Genomic DNA, 17492 nt, shown 5'->3' with positions numbered 1-17492 from the left:
AGCCCGTGAGGACCGCCATGCAGATGTTCCGACCGATGGAAGAAGATGCCGCCCTTGTCGGGTGGGGGGTCCGTGTGTTGTTGCTGGCAGATCCGATGTCAAACCGCACCGAAGAGATCATGCGCCGCGTGGCGGGGTTCGGCGGCCTGGTGGAGGAACAGCACGAACTGTTTGCCGCAATGTCGGCGCTGCTGGACGATCCTGCCGGATACGGCATGCTGATGATGGATTGCGATGTCTTCGGCGGGCTGGAGGCGGGGCGGCGGGCCTTGTCGCTGCTGCGGGGCAGCGGTCTGCGTATTCCGGCGATCCTGCTGTCTTCCGAGGTCAAGGGCGGGCAGACCTTCCCCGAAGACCGGATGGAGCCGATCCTGCTGCGCGCGCCGGTTTCGGCGGTATCGCTTCGGGTTGGTTTTGAACATGCGCTGCGCGAGAGGCTGGTGTGGCGCGCGGCCTGAGCCCTGTGCAGACCCGACATGCCAGGCGCGCCTTCGGGCGCGCTTTTGCTTTGTGGCCCATGTCACAGCTTATGCGATAACGCTGCGACGCGGCGGACATAAAATTACAACATGTACTTTATTGTTGTTGCAAAGTTGCGTGACGAATGTATTTCTGTGCCCAGACCCGCGCCGATTCTGCGGCGCGGCATCATTCTGGCAGGAGGCCCCGATGGCACTGGATACGCAATCCGCGATCGCCGCTTATGACGCGCCGAAAAAAGATCTGTATGAGATTGGTGAAATGCCGCCGCTCGGCCATGTGCCGAAAAATATGTATGCCTGGGCTATCCGCCGCGAGCGCCACGGCGAGCCCGAGCAGGCGATGCAGCTTGAGGTCGTGCCGACCTGGGAACTGGACAGCCACGAAGTGCTGGTTCTGGTGATGGCAGCCGGGGTGAACTACAACGGCGTCTGGGCCGGTCTCGGCGTGCCGATCTCGCCCTTCGACGGTCACAAGCAGCCCTATCACATCGCCGGTTCCGATGCCTCGGGTATCGTCTGGGCGGTGGGCGACCGTGTGACCCGCTGGAAAGTGGGTGATGAGGTGGTGATCCACTGCAATCAGGATGATGGCGACGACGAGGAGTGCAACGGCGGCGACCCGATGTTCTCGCCCACCCAGCGGATCTGGGGCTACGAGACGCATGACGGTTCCTTCGCGCAGTTCACCCGCGTGCAGGCGCAGCAGCTTATGCCGCGTCCGAAGCACCTGACCTGGGAAGAATCGGCCTGCTACACGCTGACCCTGGCCACCGCTTACCGGATGCTGTTCGGCCATCACCCGCACGAGCTGAAACCCGGCCAGAACGTGCTGGTCTGGGGCGCCTCGGGCGGTCTGGGGTCTTACGCGATCCAGCTGGCCAATGCGGCGGGCGCCAATGCGATCGGCGTCATCTCGGACGAGGACAAGCGCGATTTCGTCATGGGCCTTGGCGCCAAAGGCGTGATCAACCGCAAGGATTTCAAATGCTGGGGGCAGCTGCCCACGGTGAACAGCCCCGAATATAACGAATGGCTGAAAGAGGCCCGGAAGTTCGGCAAGGCGATCTGGGATATCACCGGCAAGGGTGTGAGCGTCGACATGGTGTTCGAACATCCGGGCGAAAGCACCTTCCCGGTGTCGACGCTGGTGGTGAAGAAGGGCGGCATGGTGGTGATCTGTGCCGGCACCTCGGGTTTCAACTGCACCTTCGACGTGCGCTACATGTGGATGCACCAGAAGCGCCTGCAAGGCAGCCACTTCGCCCATCTGAAACAGGCCGCCGCCGCCAACCGTCTGATGTGCGAACGCCGTCTGGACCCATGCATGTCCGAGGTCTTCCCCTGGGCCGAGATCCCCAAGGCGCATACGCTGATGTTGCGCAACCAGCACAAGCCGGGCAACATGGCCGTGCTGGTGCAGGCGCCGCGCACCGGCCTGCGCACCTTCGAGGACACGCTGGAAGCCAGCCGCGACCGCTGAGCCCTCTGCCGATACACGACGCAAACGCCGCCCCACCGGGCGGCGTTTCGCTTTGGAAAATCGGCAGATGGTGACAATCTGTTGACCACTCCGGCGATAGTGTCACGTTGAGTTGCGGGACTGTGCGCGATTCATTGACGATTACGGGACGGGGGCTTCATGCGCGACGAGTGGATTTTCGATGTCCTGACAGATCTGCATAACTTCGCGCTGACCAATGGCCTGCCTGCCTTTGCGGCACAGATCCATACGGCGCTGCGCGTGGCCGAGGCCGAGATTTCAGCGATGACCGACGGCGGCGCGGATCTGCGGGGACAGGGGCCAGCCTCTGGCGGGCGGCCGAACTGAGGCCCTCTCGCCATTGCGGCGCGGCTGGTCTATGGTCCGCCGCATGACGAACCCAGCCTTGCCGTTTTCCGAAGATCAGGCCGAAGCCTGGGACCGTGTGGCCGAACGCCTGCGTGGCATGGGCATTGATCTGGCGGAGGGTGTGCTGTCACCGCCGGTCGAGGGCAAGAACACCGTTCTGGCGGTGATCGGCAAGGCCGGTTCGGGCAAGACCATGCTGCTGGCCAGTCTTTACAAGGCCTTGCAGGCTGCCGGTGTCGATATCGTCTCGGGCGATTACGAGGGCAAGAAACGCAAGGACCGCCGCACGCTGGCGATTCTGGCGCCGACCAACAAGGCTGCTTCGGTGCTGCGCATGCGGGGCGTTCCGGCGACCACGATCCACCGCATCCTCTACACCCCGGTCTATGATCCGCAGTACGAACTGATCGCCGAATGGCTGGCCGGGAATGCAAAGCGCCCCGAAGTCGAGGGGCTGACCGAGCAGGCACTCGACCGGGCGAAGGCGTTCTACGATCAGGTCGCCTCGATCCCCGGTGCGCTGGCGGCGGCCGGGTTGCGCGGGTCCGATTTCATCAAGGGCTGGAAGCGTCGGGAAGAGCCGCTGGACGTGGGCTTCATCGACGAAAGCTCGATGCTGGACGACCGGCAGTTCGATGACCTGCGCGAGATCTTCCCCTCGCTGGTGCTGTTCGGCGATCCGGCGCAGCTGGCGCCGGTGGGGCAAAGCGGCCAGATGGTGTTCGATACGCTGGGCGAGCACGCGAAGCTGATGCTGAGCCGCATTCACCGGCAGGCAGAGGGGAACCCGATCCTCGATCTGGCACATGCGTTGGCCGACCCCGATCTGCAGTTCGAGGAGTTCGAGCGCATGGTCGAAAAGGCCGCCCGCAGCGATGACCGTGTGGTCTGGGCGGAGCGTGTGGACAGCGAGATGATGGCGCGCAGCCCGGTGCTGGTCTGGCGCAACGCGACACGCATCCGGCTGATCAACGCTTTCCGCGCCGTGCATGGCGCACCAGAGGACGAACTGCTGCCGGGTGAACCCCTGATCTGCGACGGGATCGAACTGCCGCTGAAACACCGCAAGAAACGCATTGATCTGGAGGCGCGCGGGCTGATCAAGGGGGCGCAGGTGATCTACCTTGGTCCCGGCACGCGGCAAGGCTTTGCCCGTCTGCATGTGATTGGCGCCGAGGAGCCGCAGCTTTCTGCCGCTTCGATCATCAAGATCGAGAAGCCGGACGAGGAAGAACCCTTCATCCCGCAGGCCGCCACCATGGGCGCGACCTTTCTGCATGGGGCGGCCGTGACCATCCACAAGGCGCAGGGCTCGCAATGGCCCGAGGTGCAGGTCTTTGCACCCGACCTTTGGGCGGCGGCACAGGCCGGGCGGAACGAGGCCGGGATTCCGCTGTGGAAGCGGCTGGCCTATGTGGCGATCACCCGTGCCGAAAAGCGCCTGCACTGGGTGGTGCGCAACCGGCTTGGACGCCCGCAGGCTCCGCTCGGAATCGACGACCTGCGCGGCCAGACGGCCGCGCCGCTCAGCCTCCGCCCGGAGGGCTGAGCGCAAATTTCCTGAGGAAGAAATTTGCAAAAGTCTTGCAAGACTTTTGCCCGTGCCCCGCGCTAGTCTCGCGCTGAAAGGAGCCTCCCATGACCTGCGTTTTCGTCCAGTTCCGTTGCACCCCCGGCCAGACCTACAGCGTCGCCACCGCCATCTACGACCGCGAGGTGGTGAGCGAGCTTTATTCGACCTCGGGGGAATATGACCTGATCGCAAAGGTTTACATCCCCGAGGGCGAGGATGTGGGCCATTATCTGTCAGAACGGCTGTTCGACATTCCGGGCATCGTCCGCACGCTGACCACGATGACGTTCAAGGCGTTCTGAGAAAGGGCTTTCCGCGGGCAGGGAGCCACCACGGGCGGCCCGCCCGTTCCGCGTTCAGGACGGCCGCCCCGGCTGGCCGGGCGGGGTCATCTCGGGCTGCACCGGCTCTTCGCTCATGTCCAGCGTTGCCCAGTCACGGTCAGTGCCGGTGGGCGGCAGATCGCCGGATTTCAGCTTCTCGGCCATATGGGCCTTGGCGATGAAATTCGCTGTAATCGGCGCGGTGAGAAACAGGAATAACGTGATCAGAAGCTCGTGCCAGCTCACTTCGTTACGCCAGACGATCGCATGCAGCATCGAGGCGATCAGCGCGCCGCCAACCCCCAGGGTAGAGGCTTTGGTCGGCGCATGAAGCCGGGTCATCAGGTCTGGCAGCTTGATCAGCCCATAGCTGCCGACCAGCGCGAAGACGCCCGAAATGACCAGAAGGGCCGCGACAAGGATTTCCGCAAACATCTGTCAGCCCCTCATTCGATGATGTCGCCGCGCAGGATGAACTTCGCATAGGCGACGGAAGAGACGAAGCCCGTCATCGCGAACAGCATCGCAGCTTCAAAGTAAGTGCCGGTACCGATGGCGATCCCGTAAATCACGATCAGCGCGATCATGTTCACGACCATTGTATCCAGTGCCAGCACGCGGTCGGGGATCGAGGGCGCGAAGATCACGCGCCACAGGCAGATCAGCACACCGATCCCATAGCAGGCGAAAGCGAAGGTGAGGGCGGCTGCGATCATTCGAAAATCCTCATCAACCGGGTCTCGTAACGAGATTTGATATCGTCGCGGATGGCATCGGCATCGGTGGCATCCAGACAATGCACCAGCAGCGACCGGCCATCCGCCGACATGTCGGCGGTGACGGTGCCGGGCGTCATCGTGATGGTCCCGGCCAGAACCGTAATCGCCTCGGGCGTGCGCAGGTCCAGCGGCACGGTCACCCACAGCGGATGGATCTGCGACTTCGGCTTGAACAGGACGATCAGCGCGACCGTGATGTTGGATTTTACGATGTCATACAGCACGATCAGCACGAATTCGGCGGCGGCGAGCCAGTTCTTCACCACCGGCCGGTCGGGCCAGAACGGCGCTGTCAGCCACGGGATGCAGATAGCCAGAATGGTGGCAAAGACCAGGCTGCCCCATTTGAAATCATTGACCAGCAGCAGCCATGTCAGGATCAGCAGCGCGGACAGGCCGGGATGTGGCAGGATCTTGCGCAGCATATCACTCCCCTCCCAGTTTATTGGCGGCGATATAGGCATCCGGCGTGTGCAGCATCAGCGCGGTCTCCTCCAGCCAGGCGGTCGCGGGACCGGCGGCAACGGTCCAGAGCGCCAGTGCTGCCAAGAGCCCGCCGGTTGCCACGAAAGCAAGCGGCTGCGCCGGATGGGCAGGCAGATCACCGGGGGTGGCCTGCGACTTCCAGAACAGGGTGGAGCCGGTGCGGCTCAGGCCGAGGATGACGAGGAAAGAACTGACAAGGATCGCGCCCCAGACCAGCGCCATATCCGGGCCACGGGTCGCATCAAGGATCAGCAGCTTGCCAAGGAAGCCCGAAAGCGGGGGCATCCCGGCGGTCGCAATCGCCGACGCCATGAAGAACGAGGCGATGAGGCCGTTCTGGGGCAGGGGGGGCAACGCCTCAGTCAGTGAGCCGGTGCCGCGGCGGCTGACCACCAGATCCGCGATGAGGAACAGCGCGCCGCCCGCCAGCGTCGAATGCACGGCATAGTAAAGTGCCGCGGCCGTTGCCTCGGGGGTGAACTGCGCCACGGCAGTGAACAGTGTCCCCATCGAGGTGATGGCGGCAAAAGCAGCGACCCGGCCCAGATTGCGCGCGCCCATCACGCCGAAAGCGCCGACGAACAGGGTGATCAGGGCGGCTGGCAGCAACAGGTCGGCGAACAGCAGGCCGGTTGCGGGCAGGTCTTCCGGGAAGAACAGGGTGTAGCAGCGGATCACCGCATAGGCGCCCACCTTGGTCATCACCGCAAACAGCGCCGCGACCGGGCCGGGCGCCTCGGCATAGGTGGCGGGCAGCCAGAAGTGCAATGGCACCAGCGCGCCCTTGATGGCGAAGACCATCAGCAGCATCACTCCGGCAGCGCGCATCAGCGCGAAATCCCCTTCCGGCAGATCGGGTAGCTTCACCGCAAGGTCGGCCATGTTCAGCGTGCCGGTCACCGAATAGATCGTGGCAAGGGCAAACAGGAACAGGGTGGAACCGAGCAGGTTATAGGCCACATATTGCACCCCGGCCTTCAGACGGTCACGCCCGCCGCCATGGATCATCAGCCCGTAGCTGGCGATCAGCAGCACCTCGAAGAAGACGAACAGGTTGAAGGCGTCGCCGGTCAGAAAAGCGCCGCAGACGCCCATCAGCTGAAACTGCCAGAGGGCGTGAAAGTGGCGCCCCTTCCGATCCCATCCGGTGCCGATGGCATAAAGCTGGACCGCAAGCGCGAGGAACGCCGTCAGCGCCACCATCAGCGCGGACAGCCGGTCCAGCACCAGAACGATGCCGAAGGGCGCGGGCCAGTCGCCAAGGAAATAGACTTCGGGGCCGTTCACCGTGGCGTCATGCAGCAGCATGACTGACACGGCCAGCAGGGCAAGCGTTGCAGCGGTGGAAAACACCCGCGCTAGATCCAGCGTGGTGCGCAGCACCAGCAGGGTGAAGGCGCCCATGATGGCGGGCAGGACAACCGGAACGATGATCCAGTGGTTCATCACTTGTCATCCTCCGCGAGGTCGATGCGGTCGTCGCCGGATTCGAGGAAAGCCCCCAGCGCCATCATCACGATCACGGCGGTCATGCCGAAGGAGATCACGATAGCGGTCAGCACCAGCGCCTGCGGCAGCGGATCGGTGTAGCCCGCGGCAGTTTTTGACAGGATGGGCGGCAGGCCGGTCACGATGCGGCCCGAGGCAAAGATGAAGGCGTTGCAGGCATAGGACAGCAACGCCAGACCGACGATGACCGGAAAGCTGCGCATGCGCAGGATCAGATAAATGCCCACGGCGGTCATCAGGCCCACGGCAGAGGCGACAAGGATTTCCATGTTACTTCGCCTCCTGTGCCAGTGCGGGAACTTCATCTTCTGGATGCACGTCATAGGCCTCGACGTTGACCGTCTGTCCCGCGCGGATGGCGATGCGCGACAGCGAGGACAGCGCCAGCATCACCGCGCCCAGAACGGTCAGGAACACGCCAAGGTCAAACAGCGCGGCGGTGGCCAGTTCGAACTCCTCCAACCCCGGCAGCTTGAAATAGCCGAAGGCCGAAGTCATGAAGGGCGCGCCCGCGAACCATGAGCCGATGCCGGTGGCGGCGGCGATCAGGACGCCCGCGCCGATCAGCCCGTGATAGTCGATCTTCTGCCGCGCGGCAGTCCAGCCAAAGCCGGAAGCCATGTACTGCATGACCAGCGCGATGGCGACCACAAGGCCCGCGACGAAGCCGCCGCCGGGCACGTTATGGCCCCGCAGGAAGATGTAGATGCCCACCATCAGCGCGATGGGCAGCATCATCCGGGTCGCGACCACCATCATCAGCGGGTGGCGGTCACCGGCGTCCGGTGTGTCGCTGACCCAGTTCAGCAGGCGGGTGTTGGCGGGGCCGGGGCGCAGCAGCGCTTCGGTCAGCGCGTAGATCAGCGTCGCGGCGATGCCGAGAACCGTGATCTCGCCAAATGTATCGTAGCCCCGGAAGTCCACGAGGATCACGTTTACCACATTGGTGCCGCCGCCGCCGGTCTTGGAATTGGCAAGGTGGAAATCGGCAATGGTGGGGAAGGCGAAATCGCGCGTCATCAGCGCATAGATCAGCCCGCCAACTGCAAGGCCGCCTGCGCCTGCCAGCACTGCGTCGCGCAGCTTGCGGCCGGTCGGGCTTTCCGACGGTGTGTATTTCGGCAGGAAGTTCAGCGCCAGCAGCAGCAGGATCACCGTTGCCACCTCGACCGAGATCTGGGTCAACGCCAGATCGGGCGCCGAAAGATAGGCGAAGCCCACGCTGACCACGAGGCCGATCACCCCCACCAGAACCAGCGTCAGAAGGCGCTGCCGGTGCAGGGTGGCCACGGCAATGGTGGCAGCCATCAGTGCCAGCCAGCCGATGGCGGCCACCGGCTCGATCACCGTCAGAGGCCGCGATCCGGGGGTATGGCTGCCGCTGAAGAAGGCATAGGCGCCGACCGCCACGATGGTGGCCGTGGCCGCGCCGAGATAGCCGCCCATCCGCCCGGTGTGCAGCGCGCGGGTCACTGCACCGGCCAGACGGGCCAGCGGCTCGATGATGGCGTCGAAAATGCGCTTGGCCTCAGGGCGCGGGATGGCGAGCCAGATGCGGTCCATCGCGGCATGCAGGCCCAGGAGCATCAGACCTCCGCCGATGGCCGCCAGCGACATCCACAGCGCCGGGCTTTGCAGCCCGTGCCAGTGCTTGATATGGGCGTTGACGCCCTCGCCGGTGACGGCGCCTGCCGCCGCATCGACCAGCCAGCCTGCAAAGGTCATCGGCATCAGACCGATCAGCACCACCAGAACCGCCAGCAGGGCAGGGGCCGCCCACATGCCGAAGCCGGGATCATGCGGCTTGTGCGGATAATCGTCGCGCACCGGGCCAAGGAAAGTATGGGCGATCAGCCGGAAGGAATAGGCGACCGAGAACAGCGCCCCGATCACCGCCAGCGCCGGGATGACCCAGGGGGCGGTATGGGCGGCTTCCTCCAGCATCATCTCCTTGGACAGGAAGCCGTTGAAGGGCGGAATGCCCGCCATCGACAGGCCTGCCACCGTGGCAATGGTGAAAGTGACCGGCATCAGGTGCCGCAGCCCGCCCAGCCGCTTGATGTCGCGGGTATGGGTCTCGTGATCGACGATCCCGGCGGACATAAACAACGCCGCCTTGAAAGTGGCGTGGTTGATGATGTGGAACACCGCGACCGTCGCCGCCGCCTTGGTACCAAAGCCCAGCAGCATGGTGATCAGGCCAAGGTGCGAGACGGTCGAAAACGCCAGCAGCGCCTTGAGATCATCCTTGAAGAAGGCGATCTTGGCCGCCATCACCATGGTGAACAGCCCGGCGGAGGTCACGATCCAGAACCACTCCGGCGTGCCCGCCAGCACCGGCCACATGCGCGCCATCAGGAAGATGCCCGCCTTCACCATGGTCGCCGAATGCAGATAGGCCGAAACCGGGGTGGGGGCGGCCATCGCATGTGGCAGCCAGAAATGGAACGGGAACTGCGCCGATTTGGTAAAGGCGCCCAGCAGGATCAGGATCAGCGCCGGCAGATACCAGTCGCTTGCCTGAATCTCGGCCTTGTGTTGCAGGATCACCGTCAGGTCATAGCTGCCGACGATATTGCCAAGGATCAGCATGCCCGCAATCATCGCAAGCCCGCCGCCGCCGGTTACCGTCAGCGCCATGCGCGCGCCCTGGCGACCCTCGGGCAGGTGCTTCCAGTAGCCGATCAGCAGGAAGGACGACAGCGAGGTCAGTTCCCAGAACACCAGGAGAAGCAGGATGTTGTCGGACAGGACAATCCCCACCATGGCGCCCTGAAACAGCATCAGATAGGTATAAAACTGCCCCATGGGATCGCGCGGTGACAGGTAGAAGCGCGCGTAAAGGATGATCAGCAACCCTATGCCCAGGATCAGTCCGGCGAACAGCAGGCCCAGCCCATCAAGGAAGAAGGTCGCGTTCAGCCCCAGCGCGGGCAGCCAGTCGATCCGTGTCTGGATCGTCTCGCCTCGCAAGACGGCGGGGATGTGCAAGAGCAGTCCCACAAGGGCAAGAAGGGTCACAGATCCGGTGGTGGCGGCGCAGGCATTGCGCCCCGCACGGATCAGGAGACCGGGGAGGAGCGCGCCGAGAAATGGCAGCGCAGCGATCAAGGCAAGTGACATACCGGGGGCGTTCCGTCTTTGGCCGTTCTCGGGCGTCGTGTCTGGTCGGGCTGGCTTTGGCCCTATATGGGCCAAATACAGGGTGGAGCAAGCATTTCCGGGCCGGAAATCGCCCCTGCGACCACGATTTTTGCAGAAATGCACAACCGGCGGCCGCCGGGGCCGGGATCGCCTAGCCCTCGGTCAATACCGCACCCTGTTCGAGCAAATAGCGCTGTGCAAGGGGAATCGCGGCTGCACCCAAGGCGCGGGCCTCCGGGCCGATGGTGCCTTCGCGGATCTGCGGCGGGTCGATGCCTTGCAAATCCATGCGATGAAGTGACGCATGGGTGCGCCGGGTGATTTCGGCCCGGATTTCGGCGGGCATCCAGCCGTCGATCAGGACTGCCCCCAGTTCCAGCAGCGCCGAGGCGCTGATGATGGCCGCCGCCAGCCCCTCGGCAGCCTCGGTCATCCAGTCGTCCAGAATGGTGGGGCTTACATGCCAGGGCGCCGGGTTCTCCCACAGATGCGATGAGTCCTCGCCCGCGGCATCCATGGCGGCGGCGAGGCTCGACAGCGAGGCGATGGTCAGGAGCCGCCGCATCCGCCCGTCGCGGCCCGGCACCAGCATCGGCCCCACGCCTGCGGCATTGCCGCTGCGCCCGGTGAAAAGCTGGCCATTGATGACCAGCCCGCCGCCGATGAAATAGCCGAAGTAGAAATACAGAAAGTCGTTCGGCTTTTCGCCGGTTCCGAAAACCAGTTCGGCCCCGCAGGCGGCTGTGGCATCGTTCTGCACGGTGACCGAAAGGCCCGTCACCGCCGCCAGTTCGGCGGCGATGTCGGTGCTGCGCCAGGCATCCATCGCGGCTTGTGGGGCGCCGATGAACTGCACCCAGCTCCACAGTTGGAAGGGCATGGCGACGCCCATTCCGGCAACACGGTCACGCAGGGTTTCAGGCAGGGTGGCGCAGAGTGCGGGCACCGCCTCGGCCGCGAAGGCCAGCACCTGATCGGGGGTCGGATAGCGATAGACGCGCCGCCGGGTGGCGCGCACCTTGCCGGTGAAATCCACAAGGCTCAGATCGGCCGACCTCCGCCCGAGTTTCAGCCCCAGGAAAAAGGCACCGTCGGCCGCAAGTGACATCGGCACCGAAGGTTGACCGATCTTGCCGCGCACCGGCTCGCCGCGTGCGAGCAGGCCGTCCTGCTCCAGCGCCCGCATGATTACCGACACGGTTTGTGCCGACAGGCCGGTAATGCGGGCGATATCGGTTTTTGCAAGGGCGCCGTGCTGGCGCAGCAGGCTGAGGACAAGACGTTCGTTGTGGGCGCGCATGCCCGACTGGTTGGAGCCGCGTGCGCCCGCCGTGCCCATGATCGCGCCGCCCGGCGCCTCGGGGCTTTGCCGATCCATCGCTGTGGTCACTTGCGGCACGTCGGCCTCCTCCCGATCCCTTGTGCCTTGCAGGAAGGTCAGCGGCGCGGGCTGACGGGTCTGTCCTGCGGGCCGATGACACCCTTACGCAATATGACATTGCCGTATAGCTCCGGCTCGCCGGTGGCAATGATCGCATGTGCGGCGCGGATGCGCGGATAAAGCGCCGCTCCTTCCAGCGGCGCTACGGCATGATCCGGGGCAAGATCGGCGCAGGTGGCGTCGATCCGGTGATGGATGTCGCCTGCCTGTGCCGGATCGTTGTTCAGTGCGGCGCGCAGGATCGGGGCGGGTACATCGCGGTCCAGCGGCAGCACCGCGAGGATGGCCGACAGGACCGCGATCATCCCGTGCCCGTCTGCCCGGATCAGCCGCTGCGCATGGCTCAGAGCGGGGTAGTTCGCATCGACCAGCGCGATCTCGTCGCCATGCCCCATGGCGCGCAGGGTAAAGAGCATTTCGGGCCCAAGCAGGGCAGGCAGGCCGATCAGCATGGAATTTCACCTCTTTGGGCGCGCACTGCCCGAGTCATGGGCAGCTTGTGTCTGTCCCCGTCAGAGTGGGGGCAGAGCGACGCAGCTGTCAATATTAAATCAGACTGATTTATTTATCTTGACCCAAGACCGGGAATCAGGCTTTCTGTGTCCAACGCAGCGAGTGAGAGGCGCTGTGTTCGCTTCGGCCATCGGGTGAAAACCCGTTCCCTTGGGAGGAATAGACATGAAATTCAAGACCAAAGCCCTTGCGGGCGCTGCTGCGCTTGCCCTGATGTCGGCGGCTCCGGCCATGGCCGAGGGTGTATCGGCCTGCCTGATCACCAAGACCGACACCAACCCCTTCTTCGTGAAGATGAAGGAAGGCGCCGAAGCGAAGGCCGCCGAACTGGGCGTGACGCTGAAATCCTATGCCGGCAAGATCGACGGCGACCATGAAAGCCAGGTCGCGGCTATCGAGGCCTGTGTGGCCGATGGTGCCAAGGGCATCCTGCTGACCGCCTCGGACACCAAGGCTATCGTCGATGCCGTGAAAGCCGCGCGCGACGCCGGCGTTCTGGTCATCGCGCTGGACACGCCGCTTGACCCGATTGACGCCGCCGATGCCACCTTCGCGACTGACAACTTCCGCGCCGGCCTGCTGATCGGCGAATGGGCCAAGGCCACGCTGGGCGACAAGGCCGCCGAAGCCAAGATCGCGCTGCTGGACCTGTCCATTGCACAGCCCTCGGTCGACGTGCTGCGCGATCAGGGCTTCCTGCAAGGTTTCGGCGTCGATCTCGCCGATCCGAACAAATGGGGTGACGAGACCGACGCCCGTATCATCGGCAACGAAGTCACCTCGGGCAACGAGGAGGGCGGCCTGAAAGCCATGGAAGCCCTGCTGACCAAAGACCCCGACATCAATGTCGTCTACACGATCAACGAACCCTCTGCTGCCGGGGCCTATGAGGCGCTCAAGGCTGTGGGACGTGAAAAGGATGTGCTGATCGTTTCGGTCGACGGCGGCTGTCCGGGCGTTGCCAACGTCAAAGACGGCGTGATCGGGGCCACCTCGCAGCAATATCCGCTGCTGATGGCCTCGCTGGGGATCGAGGCGATTGCCAAATATGCTGCCGACGGCACCAAGCCCGCGCCGACTGAAGGCAAGGACTTCTTCGATACCGGCGTGGCGCTTGTGACCGACAAGCCGGTCGCAGGGGTCGAGTCGATCGACACCGCCAAGGGCACGGAACTGTGCTGGGGCTGAAGGCCCGGCATTGATCCAGAACCCGAAAACCCTGAAACTGACCTCCAGGGGCGGCCAAGCGCCGCCCTTGTCGCAAGCGCGCCCGCGCGAACCGGGCGAGGCAAAGGGGGAATGACATGACATCCGACGCCAAGGCTGCGACGACGTTTGAAGAGGGGCTGAAAGGCGCCTCGGAAAAGGTCGCCGAATTCCAAGACGACAAGACCGCCCTGAAACGCATCCAACACTGGCTGCACCAGACGCCCTCGGCCGTGCCGATGATCGTTCTGGTGGTGGCGCTGGTGATCTTCGGCGTGCTGTCGGCCAATTTCTTCAAACCGACCACGCTTTCCACCATTCTGCAACAGATTGCCATTGTGGGCATTCTGGGCTGCGCGCAATCCATCGTCGTTCTGACGGCGGGGATCGACCTTTCGGTCGGCGCCATCGCAGTGTTTTCCTCTGTGCTTATGGGCCAGATGACCTTCCGCTACGGGATACCGGCGCCGCTGGCCATCCTGATCGGGCTGGCACTCGGCACAGCTATGGGCTTCATCAACGGCTGGCTGGTCGCGAAGGTGAAGCTGCCACCCTTCATCGTCACGCTGGGCACCTGGCAGATCCTTCTGGCCTCGAATTTCATTTTCTCGGCGAACGAGACGATCCGGTCCTCGGACATTGCCGCGCAGGCTCCGGCGCTGCAATTCTGGGGGAATGCGATCCAGCCGGGCGGGGTGAAGGTGCTTTACGCCGTGTTCCTGATGATCGCGCTGGTGGCGATCATGGCCTATGTGCTGCGCCATACCGCCTGGGGCCGCCATGTCTATGCCGTGGGCGACGACCCCGATGCGGCGGAACTGGCTGGCGTGCAGACCAAGCGCATCCTGATCCAGGTCTATGCTCTGGCCGGGCTGTTCTGCGCCATCGCAGGCTGGGTGATGATCGGCCGCTTCGGTTCCGTCTCTCCTACCGCCTCGACCGGGCAACTGGGCAACATCCAGTCCATCACCGCCGTGGTGATCGGGGGGATCAGCCTCTTCGGCGGGCGCGGCTCCATCGTCGGCATGTTCTTCGGCGCGCTGATCGTGGGCGTCTTTGAAATGGGCCTGCGCCTTGTCGGCACCGACCCGCAATGGACCTTCTTCCTGATCGGCGTGCTTATCATCTTCGCCGTGGCCGTGGACCAGTGGATCAGAAAGGTATCGGCATGACGCAAGAACCTCTTCTCAAGGCGCGGGGTCTGGTCAAGCGCTATGGCAAGGTGACCGCGCTCGACAACTGCGACTTCGATCTGATGCCGGGCGAGATTCTGGCGGTGATCGGCGACAATGGTGCGGGGAAATCCTCGCTCATCAAGGCGCTGTCAGGGGCGGTGCAGCCTGACGAGGGCGAGATCACGCTGGATGGCAAGCCCGTCCGGTTTGAAAGCCCGCTGGAGGCGCGCGCGCATGGCATCGAATGCGTCTATCAGACGCTGGCCATGTCGCCCGCGCTGTCCATCGCCGACAACATGTTCATGGGCCGCGAATTGCGCAAACCCGGCCTGATGGGCAACCTGTTCCGCCAGCTTGACCGCCCTGCGATGGAAAAATTCGCCCGCGCCAAGCTGAACGAGCTGGGGCTGATGACCATTCAGAACATCAACCAGCCGGTGGAAACGCTTTCGGGTGGCCAACGGCAGGGGGTCGCGGTAGCACGGGCGGCGGCTTTCGGCTCGAAGGTCGTGATCCTTGACGAGCCCACCGCCGCGCTGGGCGTCAAGGAAAGCCGCCGCGTGCTGGAACTGATCCGTGATGTGCGTTCGCGCGGCATCCCGATCATCCTCATCAGCCACAATATGCCGCATGTGTTCGAGGTGGCGGATCGCATCCACATTCACCGGCTGGGCCGCAGGCTCTGTGTCATCAGGCCCGGCGATTACAGCATGTCGGATGCGGTGGCCTTCATGACCGGGGCCAAGCTGCCTGACGGCGTGAGCGAGGAAGCATGACGACCCCGGCCGTGCTGGCCGACGAGATCCGCCGCAGGGCGGCAGGGCGGGGGCGGTTCATCACCGCCCTCGCCGGTCCGCCGGGGGCGGGCAAATCCACCCTGGCCGCGGCGCTGGTTGCGGCGCTGGGCGAAGGTGCCCGCGTGGTGCCGATGGATGGCTTTCATCTGGACAACCGGGTGCTGGAGGCGCGGGGCCTTCAGACGCGCAAGGGCTGCCCGGAAAGCTTTGATGCCTTGGGCTTCGTGCATCTGGTGCAGCGGTTGCGGGCAGAACCTGAGGTGGTCATTCCCACATTCGATCGCAGGCTGGATCTCGCGCGGGCGGGCGGCGATGTGGTGCGGCCTGACGACCGGCTGCTGATCGTCGAGGGCAATTATCTGTTGCTGGATGAAGCCCCCTGGTCTGATGCACGGCCGCTTTACGATCTGACCCTCGCGCTGGAGGTGCCGGAGGCAGAGCTGGAGCGTCGTCTGGTCCGGCGCTGGCTCGACCATGGTTTTGCGCCTGAACAAGCGCGCGAAAAGGCGCTGTCGAATGATATTCCAAATGCCCGGCGCGTGCTGCGGCACAGTGCGCAGGCGGAAATCGTGATCCGATCCTGACGCCGGGGTGGCTTGCCACTGCCCCGTCCCGCGCCCCATAAGGGGGCAAACGGAGGGACAGGATGGCGCCGGAACTGCGGATCATGTGGGAAGACTGGGCAGACAGGAGCCTGGCCCTGCCTGCCTATGAAACCCCCGGCGCGGCGGGGGCCGACATCCGCGCCAACCTGCCGCCGGAACAGCGGGACACAGGCATCACCCTGCAACCGATGCAGCGGCTCATCGTGCCGACTGGTATCCGCGTCGAAATCCCGGAGGGGTTCGAGATGCAGGTGCGCCCGCGCTCGGGTCTTGCGCTGAAGCACGGCATCACCCTGCCTAATACGCCCGGCACCATCGACAGCGACTATCGCGGTCCGCTGGGGGTGGCGCTGGTCAATCTGGGGGCGGAACCCTACACCGTGCAGCATGGCGACCGCATCGCGCAGATGATCGTGGCGCCGGTGGTGCAGGTGCGCATGGTGGTGGTCGAGGCGCTGGGCGAGACCGCGCGCGGCGCGGGCGGTTTCGGATCGACCGGGCGGCGCTGATGCTCGCGGTCTTCGCAGCTTTCGCGGCCGTCTGGATCATCGGCGGGATCATGGGCGCTTCCACCCGTGCGCGGGGCGGCATGATCGTCGTAATCTGGGCGCTGGTGGTGCTGTCGCTGCTGATCCTTCCCGACGGGGGCTTGCGGGCGGGTCTTGGCGATCTGCGGCTCTGGCTGGTGCTGGGCGGTGTTGCCGCTCTGACGCTGGCCTATCGTCGGGGTCTGGGTGCACTGCGGGAACGGGCGAAACCGATGGAAGAGGCGAAACCGCAAGGCACGTTCCGCGAGGCAGAGCTGAATCGCTATGCCCGCCACATCCTGCTGCGCGAGATCGGCGGGCCGGGGCAGAAGCGGCTGAAGGCCGCGAAGGTGCTGGTGATCGGGGCAGGGGGGCTGGGTAGCCCGGTCTGCCTCTATCTCGCCGCCGCCGGGGTCGGGGTGATCGGCGTCGTCGACGATGACACGGTGGACAGTTCCAACCTGCAACGTCAGATCATCCACCGCGATCAGGGCATCGGCATGCCCAAGGTCCATTCCGCAGCGGAAGCCATGCGCGCGCTGAACCCCTTCATCGAGGTGCGCCCCTATCAGCGCCGGCTGGACGAGGACAGCGCCGCCGCGCTGTTCGCAGAATATGACCTGATCCTCGATGGCACCGACAATTTCGACACCCGTTACATGGTGAACCGCGTGGCGGCGCGCCTGGGCAAGCCCCTGATCGCCGGGGCGATCACGCAATGGGAAGGCCAGATCTCGCTTTACGATCCGGCGCGCGGAACGCCTTGCTATCAATGCGTTTTCCCTGAGCGGCCTGCCCCTGGCATGGTGCCAACCTGTGCCGAGGCAGGCGTGGCGGCCCCCCTGCCGGGCGTCATCGGTTCCATCATGGCGATGGAAGCGGTGAAGCATCTGACCGGCGCGGGGCAGACGCTGGCCGGGCGGCTGATGATCCATGATGCGCTTTATACCGAAACGCGGGTCATCAGCATCAAGCCACGCCCGGATTGCCCGGTCTGCGGAAATCTGCACAGCTGAGCCTGCATGGATATGGTAAGCATGCTTACCTTCTTTGATTGAATACTAAGCATGCTTATTATATCTA

Annotated in this window: 19 protein-coding genes; 11 read left to right on the top strand and 8 right to left on the bottom strand. The window is 64.4% G+C overall.

Annotated features, from left to right (window positions below; genetic code table 11):
* Positions 1–17: 17 nt before the first annotated feature.
* The 5 genes from IE126_RS12305 (at position 18) to IE126_RS12285 (ending at position 4206) form a co-directional block, all read left to right on the top strand.
* A complete protein-coding gene (locus tag IE126_RS12305; protein WP_054302654.1) occupies positions 18–458 on the top strand; it encodes a hypothetical protein in 441 nt (146 codons plus the stop codon).
* 211 nt (positions 459–669) lie between these two features.
* Complete coding sequence (gene ccrA, locus IE126_RS12300) at positions 670–1962, top strand: crotonyl-CoA carboxylase/reductase (protein ID WP_054302655.1); 1293 nt, start codon at positions 670–672, stop codon at positions 1960–1962.
* Positions 1963–2121: 159 nt separating this feature from the next.
* Complete coding sequence (locus IE126_RS12295; RefSeq protein ID WP_108130123.1) at positions 2122–2310, top strand: hypothetical protein; 189 nt, start codon at positions 2122–2124, stop codon at positions 2308–2310.
* Between the two features lie 43 nt (positions 2311–2353).
* Entirely contained in the window at positions 2354–3880 is a 1527-nt protein-coding gene (locus IE126_RS12290) for an ATP-dependent DNA helicase (RefSeq protein ID WP_189381143.1), read from the top strand.
* 89 nt (positions 3881–3969) lie between these two features.
* On the top strand, positions 3970–4206 hold the full coding sequence (locus IE126_RS12285) for an Lrp/AsnC family transcriptional regulator (protein ID WP_054302657.1): 237 nt from the start codon (positions 3970–3972) through the stop codon (positions 4204–4206).
* Positions 4207–4260: 54 nt separating this feature from the next.
* On the opposite strand, the gene IE126_RS12280 is transcribed toward IE126_RS12285, so the two are convergent.
* From IE126_RS12280 to IE126_RS12245, 8 genes are all read right to left on the bottom strand, one after another.
* Positions 4261–4662, bottom strand: a complete 402-nt coding sequence (locus tag IE126_RS12280) for a Na+/H+ antiporter subunit G (protein ID WP_054302658.1) — start codon at positions 4660–4662, stop codon at positions 4261–4263.
* 11 nt (positions 4663–4673) lie between these two features.
* A complete protein-coding gene (locus tag IE126_RS12275) occupies positions 4674–4943 on the bottom strand; it encodes a K+/H+ antiporter subunit F (protein WP_054302659.1) in 270 nt (89 codons plus the stop codon).
* Positions 4940–5431, bottom strand: coding sequence for a Na+/H+ antiporter subunit E (locus tag IE126_RS12270; protein WP_054302660.1), 492 nt, complete (start codon positions 5429–5431; stop codon positions 4940–4942). The genes IE126_RS12275 and IE126_RS12270 overlap by 4 nt, the downstream gene beginning before the upstream one ends.
* 1 nt (position 5432) lies before the next feature.
* Positions 5433–6938 (bottom strand): monovalent cation/H+ antiporter subunit D, encoded by a 1506-nt coding sequence (locus IE126_RS12265; RefSeq protein WP_108130124.1) that lies wholly within the window; start codon positions 6936–6938, stop codon positions 5433–5435.
* Positions 6938–7270 (bottom strand): Na+/H+ antiporter subunit C, encoded by a 333-nt coding sequence (locus IE126_RS12260; protein WP_189381142.1) that lies wholly within the window; start codon positions 7268–7270, stop codon positions 6938–6940. Before IE126_RS12260 ends, IE126_RS12265 begins: the two co-directional genes overlap by 1 nt.
* Before the next feature lies 1 nt (position 7271).
* Complete coding sequence (locus tag IE126_RS12255) at positions 7272–10124, bottom strand: monovalent cation/H+ antiporter subunit A (protein WP_189381141.1); 2853 nt, start codon at positions 10122–10124, stop codon at positions 7272–7274.
* Between the two features lie 172 nt (positions 10125–10296).
* On the bottom strand, positions 10297–11523 hold the full coding sequence (locus IE126_RS12250) for an ROK family transcriptional regulator (protein ID WP_054302664.1): 1227 nt from the start codon (positions 11521–11523) through the stop codon (positions 10297–10299).
* Positions 11524–11582: 59 nt separating this feature from the next.
* Complete coding sequence (locus IE126_RS12245) at positions 11583–12038, bottom strand: RbsD/FucU family protein (RefSeq protein WP_054302665.1); 456 nt, start codon at positions 12036–12038, stop codon at positions 11583–11585.
* Between the two features lie 274 nt (positions 12039–12312).
* On the opposite strand from IE126_RS12245, the gene IE126_RS12240 reads away from it, so the two are divergent.
* From IE126_RS12240 to IE126_RS12215, 6 genes are all read left to right on the top strand, one after another.
* Positions 12313–13287 (top strand): sugar ABC transporter substrate-binding protein, encoded by a 975-nt coding sequence (locus IE126_RS12240; protein ID WP_229825450.1) that lies wholly within the window; start codon positions 12313–12315, stop codon positions 13285–13287.
* Between the two features lie 116 nt (positions 13288–13403).
* On the top strand, positions 13404–14477 hold the full coding sequence (locus IE126_RS12235; RefSeq protein ID WP_054302667.1) for an ABC transporter permease: 1074 nt from the start codon (positions 13404–13406) through the stop codon (positions 14475–14477).
* Positions 14474–15256, top strand: a complete 783-nt coding sequence (locus IE126_RS12230) for an ATP-binding cassette domain-containing protein (RefSeq protein ID WP_054302668.1) — start codon at positions 14474–14476, stop codon at positions 15254–15256. The genes IE126_RS12235 and IE126_RS12230 overlap by 4 nt, the downstream gene beginning before the upstream one ends.
* Entirely contained in the window at positions 15253–15861 is a 609-nt protein-coding gene (locus IE126_RS12225) for a nucleoside/nucleotide kinase family protein (protein ID WP_189381139.1), read from the top strand. The genes IE126_RS12230 and IE126_RS12225 overlap by 4 nt, the downstream gene beginning before the upstream one ends.
* 62 nt (positions 15862–15923) lie before the next feature.
* Positions 15924–16391 (top strand): dUTP diphosphatase, encoded by a 468-nt coding sequence (dut, locus tag IE126_RS12220; protein ID WP_189381138.1) that lies wholly within the window; start codon positions 15924–15926, stop codon positions 16389–16391.
* 50 nt (positions 16392–16441) lie between these two features.
* The gene (locus tag IE126_RS12215; protein ID WP_229825449.1) at positions 16442–17425 is read left to right on the top strand and encodes a HesA/MoeB/ThiF family protein; all 984 of its coding nucleotides are present in this window, start codon (positions 16442–16444) and stop codon (positions 17423–17425) included.
* The last annotated feature ends 67 nt before the right edge of the window (positions 17426–17492 follow it).

Origin of the sequence: Gemmobacter nanjingensis (assembly GCF_014652195.1) — a bacterium.
Taxonomy (GTDB): domain Bacteria; phylum Pseudomonadota; class Alphaproteobacteria; order Rhodobacterales; family Rhodobacteraceae; genus Gemmobacter; species Gemmobacter caeni.
The sequence above is the reverse complement of the archived record's forward strand: the minus strand, read 5'-3'. Positions and strand labels throughout refer to the sequence as shown.